Annotated in this window: 14 protein-coding genes; 6 read left to right on the top strand and 8 right to left on the bottom strand. The window is 52.3% G+C overall.

All coding sequences use genetic code 11. The features are described 5' to 3' along the window. Positions 1-291 precede the first annotated feature (291 nt). The 5 genes from rnr to RSA72_RS11270 all read left to right on the top strand — a co-directional run bounded on the left by rnr (position 292) and on the right by RSA72_RS11270 (position 6,184). Positions 292-2,745 (top strand): ribonuclease R, encoded by a 2,454-nt coding sequence (gene rnr / locus RSA72_RS11290; protein ID WP_332622409.1) that lies wholly within the window; start codon positions 292-294, stop codon positions 2,743-2,745. A 78-nt stretch (positions 2,746-2,823) separates the two neighbouring features. Further along, positions 2,824-3,378 (top strand): hypothetical protein, encoded by a 555-nt coding sequence (locus tag RSA72_RS11285; protein ID WP_332622406.1) that lies wholly within the window; start codon positions 2,824-2,826, stop codon positions 3,376-3,378. A 71-nt stretch (positions 3,379-3,449) separates the two neighbouring features. Further along, positions 3,450-5,477: a M3 family metallopeptidase gene (locus RSA72_RS11280; RefSeq protein ID WP_332622405.1), complete on the top strand. Its 2,028-nt coding sequence runs from the start codon at positions 3,450-3,452 to the stop codon at positions 5,475-5,477. Positions 5,478-5,526: 49 nt separating this feature from the next. Further along, positions 5,527-5,736, top strand: coding sequence for a YheV family putative zinc ribbon protein (locus RSA72_RS11275; RefSeq protein WP_332622407.1), 210 nt, complete (start codon positions 5,527-5,529; stop codon positions 5,734-5,736). 16 nt (positions 5,737-5,752) lie between these two features. Further along, on the top strand, positions 5,753-6,184 hold the full coding sequence (locus RSA72_RS11270) for a hypothetical protein (protein WP_332622404.1): 432 nt from the start codon (positions 5,753-5,755) through the stop codon (positions 6,182-6,184). 115 nt (positions 6,185-6,299) lie between these two features. On the opposite strand, the gene RSA72_RS11265 is transcribed toward RSA72_RS11270, so the two are convergent. The 5 genes from RSA72_RS11265 to RSA72_RS11245 form a co-directional block, all read right to left on the bottom strand. Then, positions 6,300-8,585 carry a TRAP transporter large permease subunit gene (locus RSA72_RS11265; RefSeq protein ID WP_332622402.1) on the bottom strand — a complete coding sequence of 762 codons (2,286 nt, stop codon included), beginning with the start codon at positions 8,583-8,585 and terminating at the stop codon, positions 6,300-6,302. Between the two features lie 179 nt (positions 8,586-8,764). Then, on the bottom strand, positions 8,765-9,337 hold the full coding sequence (rrtA, locus tag RSA72_RS11260; RefSeq protein WP_332622400.1) for a rhombosortase: 573 nt from the start codon (positions 9,335-9,337) through the stop codon (positions 8,765-8,767). Between the two features lie 39 nt (positions 9,338-9,376). After that, positions 9,377-10,420: a hypothetical protein gene (locus tag RSA72_RS11255; protein ID WP_332622398.1), complete on the bottom strand. Its 1,044-nt coding sequence runs from the start codon at positions 10,418-10,420 to the stop codon at positions 9,377-9,379. Between the two features lie 493 nt (positions 10,421-10,913). Next, entirely contained in the window at positions 10,914-11,297 is a 384-nt protein-coding gene (locus RSA72_RS11250; protein WP_332622397.1) for a hypothetical protein, read from the bottom strand. Continuing rightward, a complete protein-coding gene (locus tag RSA72_RS11245; protein WP_332622396.1) occupies positions 11,290-11,547 on the bottom strand; it encodes an FAD assembly factor SdhE in 258 nt (85 codons plus the stop codon). The genes RSA72_RS11250 and RSA72_RS11245 overlap by 8 nt, the downstream gene beginning before the upstream one ends. Positions 11,548-11,732: 185 nt before the next feature. Here RSA72_RS11245 and RSA72_RS11240 point away from each other — a divergent pair, with 185 nt between their 5' ends. Then, on the top strand, positions 11,733-12,902 hold the full coding sequence (locus RSA72_RS11240; protein ID WP_332622395.1) for an acyl-CoA dehydrogenase family protein: 1,170 nt from the start codon (positions 11,733-11,735) through the stop codon (positions 12,900-12,902). 13 nt (positions 12,903-12,915) lie between these two features. Here RSA72_RS11240 and RSA72_RS11235 read toward each other — a convergent pair whose 3' ends face one another. From RSA72_RS11235 to RSA72_RS11225, 3 genes are all read right to left on the bottom strand, one after another. Further along, entirely contained in the window at positions 12,916-14,406 is a 1,491-nt protein-coding gene (locus RSA72_RS11235; protein WP_332622394.1) for a flavin-containing monooxygenase, read from the bottom strand. A gap of 200 nt (positions 14,407-14,606) precedes the next feature. Continuing rightward, positions 14,607-14,972, bottom strand: a complete 366-nt coding sequence (gene rplQ / locus RSA72_RS11230) for a 50S ribosomal protein L17 (RefSeq protein WP_004641032.1) — start codon at positions 14,970-14,972, stop codon at positions 14,607-14,609. Between the two features lie 19 nt (positions 14,973-14,991). Then, the coding region (locus RSA72_RS11225; RefSeq protein WP_332633203.1) for a DNA-directed RNA polymerase subunit alpha C-terminal domain-containing protein at positions 14,992-15,223 on the bottom strand (232 nt) is incomplete at its 5' end.

The raw sequence follows: 15,223 nt of genomic DNA, 5'->3' as shown, positions 1-15,223 counted from the left end.
TGGTTTCAGCCACTCACCCATCTCACCGTAACGTGCGGCCATAATACAAACTTCGCCCATGCGCTGCAAGCTCAGAGCCGATCTTTTTTGCATATTTCTGCTCAATTAAATACTTTTTAAGCAATTCTGCAGCATTTGACGCTAAACAGATAAAAAAACCGGCGATCCCGTCCATAAAAACTGCAAACGCCGTAAAATGCCAATTTAAAATACAATATTGCAATCATTTGCGTGCAGTATCCTGCTGCATGTCTTATGCTAAACCTAATCTTCTGACTTGAAGCCAAAGACATTATGAAAAATTGGGTCGACCCTGAAGCAAAAGCTGAAGCCGAACGTTACGAAAATCCGATCCCCAGCCGCAAGCTGATTTTGGAAACTATTGAACAGCAGAAAACTGCATTGTCGCATGCGGATTTTGTCGAACACTTTGAAATGGCCGATCAGAAAAGCATTGATGCCCTGAGCCACCGCCTAATTGCCATGGTGCGTGACGGACAGCTGATGAAAGACGGCTTTAAATTTCAGCTGGCGGAAGAGCAGCCGACCCATGAAGCGACGGTTTATATCAATTCTAAAGGCATGGGCACAGCCAATATTTCAGGCCAGGATGACCTGCTGCTGCCTGAGCGCGAACTGCGCCAGGTGTTCAACGGCGACCGCATTAAAGTGCGCCAGACCTCTGTCGACCGCAAAGGCAAAGCCTGGGGCTTCATCAGCGAAGTGCTGCAGCGCCGCGTCAAGGAAATCATCGGCAAAGTCTCGGTGCATGACGGCGAATACTTTATTCAGCCGGCCAGCCCGAATGCGCATCAGCCGATTACTTTGGAAAAAGAGCTGATTGAGCATGCCAAAGTCAATCTGGGCGATTCAGTCCGGATCGCCATTGACAGCTATCCAACCAAGGAAGAATTCGCCACAGGCCATATTGTGCAGTCCATGGCGGACAAAGCCGATACCGAAATCATTATTCCGCAAACCATTCTGGAATACGGCCTGCCCTATGAATTCCCTGAAGAAGTGATTCAGGAAGCGGAAAGCTTTAAAGAGCCTTCCGCGCAGGACCGTGAAGGCCGCATTGACCTGCGCGACCTGCCTTTAGTCACCATTGACGGCGAAGATGCCCGCGACTTTGACGATGCCGTGTATGCGGAAAAACGCGCTGGCGGCGGCTACCGCGTAGTGGTTGCGATTGCCGATGTCAGCCATTATGTGCGGGTCGGCAAGCCATTGGATGATGAAGCGCAGGAGCGCGGCACCTCGGTCTATTTCCCGCATTATGTGCTGCCGATGCTGCCGGAAGCGCTGTCAAATGGCCTGTGCTCTTTAAATCCGAATGTCGACCGCCTGTGCATGGTCTGCGATTTAAAACTGTCCCGCGCCGGGCGCGTGACCGGTTTTGAGTTCTACCCTTCGGTGATGCATTCCAAAGCGCGCCTGACCTATACGCAGGTAGCGCAGTATTTTGAGGGTGACGGCAGCGCGGTTCCGGAAAACCGCGATGTGCGCAAATCGCTGAATACCCTGTTCCAGCTGTATCAAGTGCTGAAAGGCCTGCGCGCAGAACGCCACGCCATGGAATTTGAAACCGTCGAAACCTATATGACCTTTGACGAGCTGGGCGGCATCAAGGAAATTCTGCCGCGCTCACGCAACGATGCGCATAAGCTGATTGAAGAATGCATGCTGCTGGCCAATGTGGCTGCCGCTGATTATGCGTTAAAGCATGAAATTCCAATGCTGTACCGCGTGCATGAGCCGCCGGAGTTCTCGCGCATTCAGAAAGTCCGCGACTTTGTGAAGCTGCTGGGCATGAATTTCCCTGAACAGCCGACGCAGGCCGATTATCAGGCGGTGATTGAAGCCACCAAAGACCGCATTGATGCGCCAAGCATTCATGCGGTGCTGCTGCGCTCAATGATGCAGGCCTATTACGGCGCCAATAACTCAGGCCACTTCGGCTTGGCCTATGAGGCCTATACGCACTTCACCTCGCCAATCCGGCGCTATCCGGATCTGCTGCTGCACCGCGCCATTAAAGCGCAATTGAAGAAAAAGCCCTATCCGCTTTCCGGCGCTTCGCTGGATGATGCCGGCGAGCATTTTTCCGCCACTGAACGGCGTGCGGATGAAGCCTCGCGCTCTGTGACCACCTGGCTGAAATGCCATTACATGAAGCAGCATTTGGGCGAAGAGTTTATCGGGACGATTTCAGCCGTTGCGGAATTTGGCCTGTTCGTGACCTTAAAAGATCTGTATGTGGACGGCATGATTCATGTCAGCCAATTAGGCGATGACTTCTTTGCCTTTGATCAGCCAAGCCAGAGCCTGATTGGCCAAGGCCATGGGCAAACCTTCAGCCTGGGCGATGAAGTAAAAATTAAAGTCGCCGGCGTAAATCTTGAAGAGCGCAAAATTGACTTTGAACTGCTGCAGCAGCTGACCCATGCCGGCCGCCCAGTGCGCAGCCGCGCGCCGCGGGCAGCCAAAGCCGTGCAGCGCGGTGAAGCCAAGCCCGCTCCGCGCGCTGAAGCCAAAGAGGAAGTGTTTACTGAACGCGCCAAATCTGCTGCCAGTGAAGATGGAGAACGCCCCTTTCGCAAAAAAAAGGCCAAACCCAGCTCATACGGCGCAAAGTCTGCTAAAAAATCTTCAAGCAAGTCTGAAGCAAAGGCTAAAGATAAAGTGAAGAAAAAAGCCAAGGCAAAAAAGAAAAAGTCCAACGCGAAAGCCAAGACTGAGTAATTTCCCAGCTTTAAAGAGAGCGCTTCGGCGCTCTTTTTCTTTTATAATGATTAAAATAAATAGTTCCAAATAAAGAATATGGATATTAATAACTTATTAACCCTTACTATTTCACTACTAGCTTTACTAGTCACGTACGTCGTTTTTAAATCCAATCAAACTCCAAGGATAATAATTTATGCTTCTCCTCACTATGGAAAACAAACATTTATTCAATTAAATGTTAAAAACATAGGTTTTGGTATAGCTGAAAATGTTCAAATAAGTAGCGACCAAGAACTCCCTAGGCGAGCGTTTAGTTTGTCAAAGCTAAGTGCGAGTAAGGAAATTTTTGAAAGTGGAATATTTAAATATGGAATAAAAATATTCCCTCCAAATCAAAACTATATTTTTGACTGGGGGCAATATGGAGGACTCAAAGATGCGTTAAATAATAGCCCTATCACTTTTTATGTAACCTATACATATAAGCATCCTCTAAATATATGGAGATCCCGAATTACCGATATATCAATTATAGACATCAAAGAACTCGAAGCCTTGCTATCAACGATTGGTAATACAACGGAAAACCTTGAAAAGATTTATAAAGAATTAAAAACACTCAATACAAATATTAATAAAAGAAAATAGACCCTTGATTTCCCATGCCCAAAGCCCTACATCTACAAATAACATAGAATATTTTATACGGCATTAAAATCATGACATTAGAAAAGGCGACCTTGCCTGTACCGCAGTTTGATCAAATCACCTTGGATCAGCTGAAAGCGCAAATTGAACAGGCCATTCAGCAGGGGCAAACGTTTTTAAAAGAATTGGCTGCCGTGCCGGACGGCATTCAGGCGCAGCTCGGCGTATTAGATCAGGTCGATCTGCTGGAAAATAACTTAAGCGAATCCTGGGGCGCGCTGTCGCACCTCAATGCGGTGATGAACAATGCCGAAACCCGCGAAGTCTACCAGTCCCTGCTGCCGGCCCTCAGCGAATACTATACCGGACTCGGCCAGCACACGGCGCTGTATCAAACCTATCAGCAGGTGCAGGACGCGGCTGCTTTCACCGCGCTGCCGGCAGCCCAGCAAAGCGCCATCAAGCTGGCCCTGCGCGACTTCAAGCTGTCCGGCGTGGCCTTGGAAGGCGAAGCCAAAAAGCGCTATGCGGAAATTTCTGCGCGCCTGTCGCAGCTGTCGTCGGACTTTTCCAACCATGTGCTGGACGCCACCCAGGCCTATTTCAAGCCGCTGGCCGATGCGCAGCTGAAAGGCCTGCCGCAAAGCAGCATCGCCCTGCTGCAGCAGTACGGCCAGCAGCGTGAACTGCAGCAGCCGGCAGCCACACTGGACATTCCGTCCTATATGGCCATTATGACCTATGCCGCGGACCGCGAACTGCGTGAAGAGCTGTACAGAGCCTACACCACCCGGGCTTCTGAGCAGGGCAATCCTGAATTTGACAATACCCCGGTCATGGAGGAAATCCTCAGCCTGCGTCAGGAAATGGCGCAGCTGCTGGGCTTCGGCAATTATGCCGAGTTTTCACTGGCCAGCAAAATGGCGCCGGATGTGGCCACTGTCCAGCAATTCCTGACTGATCTGGCAGAGCATGCCCGCAAGCCGGCCGAACAGGAAATTTCCGAGCTGAAAGCCATGGCCGCCGAAGACGGCATTGCCGAGCTGCAGCCGTGGGATACCGGATACTATTCTGAAAAGCTGAAAATGCGCCAGTTCAACCTGTCGCAGGAAGCCTTAAAGCCCTACTTCCCGGCGCCTAAAATCCTGCAGGGCCTGTTCAGCATTGTCAGCCGCCTGTACGGCATCAATATTGCAGAGCGCGAAGCGCCGCTCTGGCACCCCGATGCGCGCTATTTTGAACTGGAAGAACACGGCAGTGTCGTGGGGGGCTTCTACTTTGACCTGTATGCCCGCAGCGGCAAGCGCGGCGGCGCATGGATGAGCGGCTTCCGCTCCCGCATGCAGACTGGAAATGGCCTGCAAAAGCCTATTTGCTACATGGTCTGCAACTTTACCCCGCCTGTGGGCGATCAGCCGGCGCTGCTCACCCACGATGAAGTGAACACCTTATTCCATGAATTCGGCCACGGCCTGCACCACATGCTGACCGAAGTCGACAACATTGCCGTTGCGGGCACGCACGGCGTGGCCTGGGATGCGGTTGAGCTGCCGAGCCAGTTCATGGAATTCTGGACTTGGGACAAAGAAAGCCTTGACTTGCTGAGCGAGCATATTGAAAGCCGGCAGGCCCTGCCGCAGGAGCTGCTGGCCGCCCTGCTGGATGCGCGCTTCTTCCAGTCCGGCATGCAGACTTTGCGCCAGATTGAATTTGCCCTGTTTGACTTGAATATTCACAAGCAGACGCCTGCATTGAATGCTGCGCAGATTCAGGCGGTTCTGGATGACATCCGCGCCAAATATTCCGTGGTGCCGGCAGTCAGCTATAGCCGCTTCCAGCACGGCTTCAGCCATATTTTTGCAGGCGGCTATGCAGCCGGCTACTACTCCTACAAATGGGCCGAAGTTTTGGCCAGCGATGCCTTTGAGCGTTTTGAAAATGAAGGAATTTTCAATACGCAAACCGGCCAGGAATTCCGCCGGTTCATCCTCGCCGTCGGCGGAAAAGACGCCGCGCTTGACGCATTTGTCAATTTCCGCGGACGCGAGCCAAAAATAGATGCGCTGCTGCGCCATCAAGGTTGGACGAACGCATCATAAAACGCTTAAACTATCGGCCTTAATTTGATCAAGGGTAAGTATGATGACCATTAAACGCCGTTTCATTGCGGGTGCAAAATGTCCAAAATGCCAGGCGATGGACCGGGTTGTCATGCTGACCTCAGGCAACGATGAGTGGATTGAATGCATCGATTGCGGTTACAGCGAGAACCGCCCGACGCATGTGGAAGAGCCGGAAGCTCCGGCGGTTCCAGACAGCATAGGCGTCATTCAATTCAAGCCGCGTCAGCCGAAATAACAACAAGGCTTTTATAATGATTGAAGATCAAAGAAATAGCCCGAAACTTTTAATCGGGATTATTGGGGGAATAATTGCCGTTATTGCGGCATTTTTAGCTTATCAGTGGCTGGCGGCATCCAATGCTGAAGGGCCTCCGCCGCAGGCGGGCAACGCTGCAGCGGCCAAAGCTGCGCCGGCGCAAGCCAAGCCGGCACCGGCAGCGCCCTTGCAGGAAACAGCTGCATCCGAAACAGCAAAGCTGGTGGAAGAAGACATTCTGAAAGCGCCGGTGCCTGAAAATGCCTCTTTGGCCAAGGAGGAAATCGCGAAGCTGGAAGATATTCAGGCCCAGCTGGCTGAACAGGAAAAAACCCTAAAAGCCCAGCATGCCGATGCCGATCAATTGATCCAGCTGAAAGAAGAACAGCTGAAGCTACTGGAGGCGCAGCTGAAGCAGGCAAACTGACCGCTGCAATTCAGGCCTGAATGCAGGCAGAAATTCCGCCCGGCTGGCTTTGCCTTTACTCAGGGCGGGACACAGCCGTAAAAAAGCGCCCGAAGGCGCTTTTTCTGCTGGCAGGCTATTGATACCAGCCGAACAGCTTAAAGAAGTAAGGAACATAGGCAATAATCAGCATGGCCGGGAACAGCACAATCAGCGGCAGAATCCAGCGCTCATAGCGGTAATAAAATGATTTGTCGCGCACTTCCGCATCCGCCTCATTCACTTCCGCATCGCCGATCGACTGCCGCGCCAGCAGATGGTTCAGCGCGACCGGCGGCGTCACATAGCCCAATTCAAAGCCAATCAGCGTAATCATCCAGAAATGCACGGGATGAATGCCGTACTGATAGGCGACAGGCGCGACCGTAGCTGAAATCAGAATCACCGCGCCAAACGGGTCCATAATCATGCCGACAAAGACCATTAAGGCAATGATCAGGCTGAGCACAAGGAAGGTGCTGCTGATGTCTGCGGGGAACAGGCTCATCACTTCCGTACGCTCAAGCAGGCCGCCCACGCTGACCGAAAGCGCCATCAGAATGACCAATGCGCCGATATGCCCCACTGTTTCACTGGTCGAAATATGCATCGACTTCCAGAAACCGACCTTGCGCAGCACATTCATCGCGCTGGAATGCTTGGCTGCATGGCTGACAGCTAGCTCATCCGGCGCAGCCCCGGCGCGCATGCCGTCACGGTATTCCGCATGGCCCGGAACCGCCGCGCCCGCCAAGGCAGGCTCAGGCTGCATTGCATTGCCGGCAGCTAAAGCTTCATCCCAGTGCCCGACGGGCGGAAGCGGCGCCGGCTCATGGCGCAATTTATCAAACAGCACGATCATCAGCAGAATCACCGGCATCATCACCGGCGCCGTAAACTCATTCAGGTCTGTGGATAATAAATACTTATAGAACAGCCAGATCAGCACAAAAATCACCATGTAGGGCACCACCGCTAAAAATGCGCGGCCGGACTGCGGCGCCGCGGCGGACGGCGCAGCGATGCGGAAGCGGTGCTCTGCAAAAAACAGCGCAATGATCAGGAACAGCGTGGAAGTCAGCAGAAAGACATAGACGCCATACTGGTACAGCAAGTCCGTGGTCACTTCCTTATTCAGGGAGGCAACCACCACAATCAGCAGGCATGGACGCAGCACCACGCCTAAAGAGCCGGACATCGCCGCCGCCGCCAATGCAAACTGGCGGCGCCCGCCGGCATTCCAGACTTCTTTATAGATAATGGCGCCGGCTGCAATCACAAAAATCCCCGATGCGCCGGTATAGGCGGTCGGCAAGGCGGCGGCGATTAAAATCAGCCAGGTCAGGGTTTCAGGAGCCAGATTCCATGGGCGCAGAATATTCAGGAATAGGTCGACCACGCGGGTTTGCTTCAGCAGCATGCCGGCCCAGATGAACAGCGCCAAATTCAGGAAGATGCTGGAAAACTCCACCAGCTGGCCAAGATAGATTCCCTGCCCCATTGGATAATCCATGAAGAACACAAAAGCTGCGCCGGTAATCACCGCCATATAGGCATACAGCGGCACGCTGAGCAAGGCCAGCCCGAAGCTTCCGCCGGCCTGCGCGGCTTTTGGCGGCCTGGCCAGCTGCCAGCAGCTGATCAGCGTCAGCGCAGCAAACAGAATGATCCACATCCAAGAGATGACCAGAGTTTCGCCCGTCATGGGTACGCCTGAATCCTTCACGGAATTAAACTGGCTGATGCTGGAGAAAGCCAGCAGCCCGTTGCCCAGTAGCATGAAAATGCTGTAAACCCGGTAATCCAGCTGTGTTGCCGGGCCGCGCAGGCCAATATGGTGAATCTTCAGCGTCGCGCTGACCGCAGCCAGCACCACCATCATAATCAGCAGGATGGCGCGGTTTTCTGTGCCGAATTTAAAAATGCCGAAAAATGACGTTTCAAAAGTCCGGTAAGCGCGGATGCTTGGATGGGCATCCATGTGCTTCAGCGCTTTATCATAGAACTGGTAGCGCTCTTCGCACATCTGCTGCGCAGCCAGAATGGATGCCCGGACATCCGCAGCGGAAGCCGTGCCGAAAATATCGGCAAACTCATCCGCGGCATTGACCTTCATTTGGCGCTGAACCTGCGCATCAACATCCGGATGGCGGTCACAGCTGGGCTTGGCCGGCTCTGCGCGCAGAAATGAATACTGCATTCCCACTGCAGGGTCGCCATACAGGCGCTCACCCATGCGCAGCAGCTGGCCATGAATCATTTCGCCCGTGCCAATGATCAGCGTCAGCAAAAGCAGTAAAAGAATGGCAAAAGCCGAAATCCACTCTGTCCAGATATAGCTGAGCAGGCCGAGGCCGGATCTGCTTGGTGCATGATTTTGCATGAATTTTCCTGTTTTTATTTTCAGATGTGATGCCGGAGGCACCCGATCCTTGTCCTTTTCGGCTGAAGAAAATCCCTTCTCCAGCCCAGCGCTTTATTATTTGGTTTAAATTTGCATCAGTTTTCTGTTTTTGAACATGACAATCTGCATGTTCTTTTATGTTTTAAATGCCAAGCGGATCACCGGTCGGCAAAATGGTCGGCCAGCAGGTATGCAGCTGCAATGCCGACCCCCCAAATCACCCCCAGCAAATGTGCTTCCACCAGCACAGGGCTGCCGATCAGCTGCGCCGTGCCCATGCTGCCCACGGTATTTTCCCAGAGCAGCTTGGATAAAATTAAAAACAGCACAAGCGCCGCGAAATTCCGCTCGCGCCTGTACATCAGATGCACGCAGGCCACGGCAGTATAGGCGCCGTGCAGCACGCCGGACAGCCCGGCGTAGGCATTGATGTCCGGCAAAAAATAATAAAAGCTTAGGCTGATTAAAGGCGGCAGCGCCAGCAGCAAGGCCGTAAAATGCCAGACCGATGCCCTCGGGAAAATAAACGGCAGGCAGATGAACGCCAGCATATTCAGGAAATAATGCATCCATCCCACATGCACCCAATGGCCAGTCCACAGCCGCCAGAACTGCGTGAATACGCCGTCATGCACATAGATGAAGGCATCCTGATAAACCTGCAGGCAGGCGCCGGCAGAAACGAGCGCCGCTAAAAAAACAATTTTCCGCCTGATAAACTGGTCTTTCATGCGCATTCCTCTGTTTTGCTGAAAAGGGCTGCAGCCGGACTATTCAGGCTTGCCGTCAAACAGCGCATCCAAGTCTGGGGAGCTGGCGGATTCATCCCAAAAGCGCTCCATGCCGTCATCCGCGGCGCGCACGCCGGTATGCTCGGTCCAGTAGCGGTCAGCAATGCCTTTCACCATGATTTCCGCCATGCTGTCTATCAGCTTGAATTGCGGATTCACCGGCTTTTCATCACTGCGGGCCTGCGCAAAAGTTTTCAGCGCATCGCGGATTTTGGCATCATCGCCGCTGGCTTGCGCCGCGACAGCATACATCGCATGCGGCAGGCGCACGCCTTTCTGCTCGCCAAGCTGCGCTGACTGCTTTAAGGTTTGATACGGATCCGGCTTGCCTTCCCCTGCGCCCGGCAGCAGCGTCCAAATCACAGCGCGCGCCGCGTTCGGCGCGCCCCAGAACTTTTCATTGTTCAGGCAAGCCATGCCGCGCTCCACCACGGCGGCAATATCCTTCGGCACATTCACCGCGCCGCCGGAATTGATGTCGTTGGTCATGGCCTGCAGCCCGCTCAGCATGCCCAGCAGATAGACGGTCTGCTCGATATCGCTGTTCATTTTCGGGCAGCTTTCACCCAAGGCTGCCCTGTATTTCTTTTCATAGCGGTTCTGAAACAGCTTGTAGCCCGCATACTGGCGCTGCGCCGCCAAAGCCGCCCAGTGCTTCTGCTCTATGCGCGCATCTTGCGCTTCAGTCACCTGATTGGCCTTGGATGCGCGCAGATAGCGCAGTTCAGACTGCAGCGCCTGCTGTTCCGCGCAGATGCCTGCGGCTGAATACATCAGCACCGCGACGCGGGTGGGATCAGCCCCCATGTCCTTCGCGGCCATAACCGCAGGGGTAAGGGAATTGCCTGAATTGCAGACCATTTCAGCATCATCCATGGCTAAAATAGGCGGCACGATATGCTTTTCGGTAAATCCGAGCGCCACATTGGCGCCTGTTTTCACAACTTGTGAACAGCCTGATAATAAAGTCGCTGCTATTGTTATTGCTGCCATACCCTGGCATATTTTTTGGACGCCCGACATTTTCCTGTCCTCTATAATTGTATTTATGCCCATCCCGACAAACATATCAGAAGCAATTTCCGAATTAAAGAGTATTTACTCTAATTCAAGCCTGCACTTTAGCGCGGTTTCAGCGCGCTGAAATTGGCTGATTTTTAGCGGCTGCTGAATTTCAGGCAAAAAAAAGCAGCATTGCGACGGTTCAGCACATGCTGCTTATTAACTGGAAAACCTATAACACTCATTTTGCGAATCTGCGGCTTCAGCGCCCTTCTGCAGCCGCAAAGGGCACAGCGGCCGGAACACCCAAGCTGGAAAACCGCCATGGCTTGCGCTTTGCTGCCGTTCAATACAATGTACAGGGATAAATTTTTTCAGGATTCAATGCTGTCTGACAATCGGCAGTTTATGCCAATTTTCACCCATCCTGTCTGACAGCAGGGATGCAATATTGATTCAAATCATTGTTATTAATTGGTTTTTTATTTTAAAATAAAATCAGGCTGTCTGACAATCAGAGCATTTTCGCCAATACCTTGAATGCTTTCCACTGCTTCAGCGCCACCTGATCGTGCCAGATAATCACCGGCTTGGCCCGCGCATGCTGGAAATACAGCACAACATAGGCCTGATGATCAATAATATGGCTGATCTGCACGCGCTGCTTTTTGCCGGCTGCCGACAGCGTCCACTCCCTGCCGTCCAGATGATCCAGCGCAGTGACTTTCGGCGCCTTGCGGTAAAACAGCAGATAAATGACAGCGCCTAAAGCCAGAAAGCCGCACCAGAGGCTGACCGGCAGCAGCTGATGCAGCAGCGCCATCAGCACAGCGAAAATAGCCAGCTGAAACAGCAGGGCCAGACCGCTGCGCTTCAGCTGGAAACTGCCATTATCCATGCACGTAATGCTTTAATTTTTGAATAAACGTTTTTAATTCCGGACGCGGCGGCTCGCTGACTTCCATAAACCAGTCCAGCAAATCCGGATCTTCCTGCTCCACCAGTTCAGCGAACATGCCCTTTTCAAAAGCATCGGCCTGCAAATAGTGATTTTTCACATAAGGGTCAAAATACACATCAATTTCTTTTAGGCCGCGGCGCGCGCGGTAAATTACTTTGCGCTCTTCCAAGCTTATTTCGTCACTCACAGCATTCCCCCAATTATTTTAAAACCCCGCATATTTTACCCGATCCTGACTTTTTTGCCTGCATCATTTGCCTGAATTGGCCAAATCCATCAGCATTTTTCCCGGATTTGACCATTCAGCGCATTGCGGCCCGCTGCCCCATCTTATAGCTTGAATCTGCAAGCATAAAATTAAGGAAAACAGCAATGCAGTCAGGAGCGATCCGCCCCATTCCCAACATGCTGCCGCGCAATTTATTCAATGCGGAACATGACGCTTTCCGCGACAGCGCGCGCAAATTCTATGAAAAAGAAGTCGTGCCGAATATTGCCAAATATGAGCAGCAGCATGTCGACCGCAGCTTATGGCGGAAGGCCGGCGCACTGGGCCTGCTCTGCTGCACGATGCCTGAACAGTATGGCGGCTGCGGCGCAGACCGCTTATACAGCATGATTCTGATTGAAGAGCAGGCCTATGCCATGGATTCTTCCACCGGCTTTTCGCTGCATTCAGACATCGTCGCCAATTACATTCTGAACTTCGGCAATCAGCAGCAGAAGCTGCAGTGGCTGCCGAAAATGGCAAGCGGCGAGACAGTCACCGCAATCGCCATGACCGAACCCGGAACCGGCTCAGACCTGCAGGCGGTCAGAACCTCAGCAGTCCTAAAGGGCGATGAATACGTCATTAACGGCTCTAAAATTTTCATCACCAACGGCTATTTATGCGACATGGCGCTTGTGGTCTGCAAAACCGGAAGCAGCGGCAAAGGCTCAGCCGACTTATCCTTGATTATCGTTGAGGCAGACCGCGCCGGCTTCAGCAAAGGCAAGCCCCTCAATAAAATCGGTATGAAAGGCCAGGATACCTGCGAACTGTTCTTTGACAATGTGCGCGTGCCGAAAGAAAATCTGCTCGGCGCAGAAGGCATGGGCTTTATGATGCTGATGAAAGAATTGGCTTGGGAGCGCATGCTGGTGGCGATCATCTGCCAGGCCGGCGCTGAAGCAGCCTTTGCGCATACCGTGCAGTACGCCAAGCAGCGCAAGGCTTTTGGCAAGCCGATTGGGGAGTTTCAGAACAGCCGCTTCAAGCTGGCGGAAATGCGCGCGGAAATTGACTTTTGCCGCGCTTATTTAGACCGCTGCATGGAACTGCAGCTGGCTGGGAATCTCGGCATTGACGCCGCCGCCGCAGCCAAATATAAAATATCGGAAATGTTTTCCAAAGTGGCCGATGAATGCCTGCAGCTGCATGGCGGCTACGGCTATATGCTGGAATACCCGATTGCCCGCGCCTATATCGACAGCCGGGCAAACCGCATCTATGCCGGTACCAATGAAATCATGAAGGAACTGATTTCGCGTTCCCTTTAAATTCAGTTTAAGCTTAAGACACCAGGCGCGGCTTTACCGCCGCGGCCAAAGACTTCTTTGCAAATTTAAGCACAGTGTCTTCAAAGCTGGAATTCTTCAGCTCCCTGCGGTCCGCCAGATAATTATTGGACACTTTCCAAGGCGCATGCCGGCCCTGCTTCGGCATGGCGCCGGCTGCGCGGGCAATGTAGCCGGAGCTCAGGCTGCCCATGACGGTATCCGGCAGCAGCTCGGCAGCATCGCCTTGCGCAAGCACCTGATCATAGCCCTCCGCATCCATATAATTCAGCAGGCGGCAAATATATTCAGCCGCAATATCAACCTTCAGTGTCCAGGACGCATTGATATAGCCAATAATCAGCGCCATATTCGGCACATCGCTGATCATCATGCCTTTATACAGCATATGCTCCGAGGTATTCAGCGGCCGGCCGTCTATTGCAGCCTGTATGCCGCCGAGAATCTGAATATTCAAGCCCGTAGCCGAAACAACAATATCCGCCTCCAGATGCTTGCCGGATTTCAGCTGAATGCCCTCCGCGGTAAATTTTTCAATCTGATCGGTTTCCACGCTGGCTTGGCCGCTGCGCAGAGTCTTGAATAGATCGCCATCCGGCACCACGCACAGGCGCTGATCCCAGGGATTGTACTCCGGCGTAAAATGCTTCATATCCACCTTGCCTTTCAGCTGGGCGTTAATGGAATGCAGCAGGAATTTCCGCAGCAGCTGCGGCTGTTTCCGCGCGGCCGCATAAATTGCGCGCTGCATGCCGATGTTGCGCGCGCGCGTCAGCTTATAAGCCATATTTTCCGGCAGCACTTTGCGCATTTTTTCATAAATGAAATCGACCGATGGAATGGAGGCAATATAGGTCGGCGAGCGCTGCAGCATGGTCACATGCCCTGCGCCGCCTTGCGCCAGCGCAGGAACCAGAGTAATCGCCGTGGCGCCGCTGCCGATGATCACGACTTTTTTGCCGGCATAGTCCAAGTTTTCCGGCCAATGCTGCGGATGAATAAACTGCCCTTTGAATGCCTGCTGATTAGGGAAGTCCGGCTGAAAGCCCTGATCATAATTATAATAGCCGGTGCAGCCGAGAACGAAATTCGCAGTCCAGATTTCTTTCTGCTGCCGGTCATTTTCAATTTCAACCCGCCATTTGCGCGATGCGGAATCATAATTTGCAGCCAGCACCCGGTGCTGGAAATGGATTTTGCGCTTTAACTGATATTCATCCACCACTTCCGCCAGATAGCCTTTAATCGACGGGCCATCAGCCAAAACGCTGGACTGTTTCCACGGCTTGAAGCTGAAGCCGAAAGTCGACATGTCTGAATCTGAGCGGATGCCGGGATACTTGAATAAATCCCAGGTGCCGCCAAAACTGGCGCGGCGCTCAATAATTTCAAATGAACGGTGCGGGCTTTCCTTAGACAAATGGGCTGCCAGGCCTATGCCGGAAATTCCGGCGCCGATGATGAGGATATCTGCTTGTTTTTCCATATTGTTCTTTTAACCCGCGGAGCTTGATGCTTTCATTAAAGCACAAAACTGACAATACGCAATGTCAGCTTGCAGCAAATTGGACAGGCTGCGTGTCAATTCAGGACAAGCGCATGGAATGATTAAACAGAAAGCATGAAAAAAGGCTGGTTGAAATCAACCAGCCTTTTTAGAACAACAAGCGTTATTCTTCAGCGAAATTATTTAACTTCGCGATCTACAAGCTCAACGTAAGCCATCGGCGCAGCATCACCTGCACGGAAGCCCGCTTTAAGCACACGTAGATAGCCGCCGTTACGCTCTTTGTAGCGAGGGCCAAGAACGGTAAATAATTTACCAACAGTTGCTGCTGAACGAGTACGGGCAAATGCCAAACGGCGGTTTGCAACAGTATCGTTTTTAGCTAAAGTGATTAAAGGCTCAGCAACGCGGCGAAGTTCTTTCGCCTTAGGCAAAGTTGTTTTAATTAACTCATGCTCTACTAAAGCATTTGTTAAGTTTTGAAACAACGCCTTACGGTGGCTGCTTGTACGGCCTAATTTCACACCACTATTACGATGACGCATGGTGAATAGTCCTACTTAATTAACGGCTGCGATAGGCAAAACGATCGTCCATGCGGAGGCTGGCTGGTGGCCAGTTCTCTAAACGCATGCCGAGCTGTAAGCCCTTAGAAGCCAGAACATCTTTGATTTCTGTAAGCGATTTTTTACCTAAGTTAGGAGTTTTTAACAACTCAACTTCAGTACGCTGCACAAGGTCGCCGATGTAGTAAATATTTTCTGCTTTCAAACAGTTAGCAGAACGAACAGTAAGC

Source organism: Acinetobacter sp., from assembly GCF_036659555.1.
GTDB lineage: Bacteria > Pseudomonadota > Gammaproteobacteria > Pseudomonadales > Moraxellaceae > Acinetobacter.
Note: the sequence above shows the minus strand (reverse complement) of the source record. Positions and strands in the feature narration are given on the sequence as shown.

Bases quoted from the DNA above. Each gene is read 5' to 3' on its own strand.
- RSA72_RS11270 (WP_332622404.1), top strand. From the start codon at position 5,753: ATGATTGAAGATCAAAGAAATAGCCCGAAACTTTTAATCGGGATTATT.
- RSA72_RS11255 (WP_332622398.1), bottom strand. From the start codon at position 10,420: ATGTCGGGCGTCCAAAAAATATGCCAGGGTATGGCAGCAATAACAATA.
- RSA72_RS11240 (WP_332622395.1), top strand. From the start codon at position 11,733: ATGCAGTCAGGAGCGATCCGCCCCATTCCCAACATGCTGCCGCGCAAT.
- rplQ (WP_004641032.1), bottom strand. From the start codon at position 14,972: ATGCGTCATCGTAATAGTGGTGTGAAATTAGGCCGTACAAGCAGCCAC.
- RSA72_RS11285 (WP_332622406.1), top strand. From the start codon at position 2,824: ATGGATATTAATAACTTATTAACCCTTACTATTTCACTACTAGCTTTA.
- RSA72_RS11280 (WP_332622405.1), top strand. From the start codon at position 3,450: ATGACATTAGAAAAGGCGACCTTGCCTGTACCGCAGTTTGATCAAATC.
- RSA72_RS11235 (WP_332622394.1), bottom strand. From the start codon at position 14,406: ATGGAAAAACAAGCAGATATCCTCATCATCGGCGCCGGAATTTCCGGC.
- RSA72_RS11265 (WP_332622402.1), bottom strand. From the start codon at position 8,585: ATGCAAAATCATGCACCAAGCAGATCCGGCCTCGGCCTGCTCAGCTAT.
- RSA72_RS11250 (WP_332622397.1), bottom strand. From the start codon at position 11,297: ATGGATAATGGCAGTTTCCAGCTGAAGCGCAGCGGTCTGGCCCTGCTG.
- rrtA (WP_332622400.1), bottom strand. From the start codon at position 9,337: ATGAAAGACCAGTTTATCAGGCGGAAAATTGTTTTTTTAGCGGCGCTC.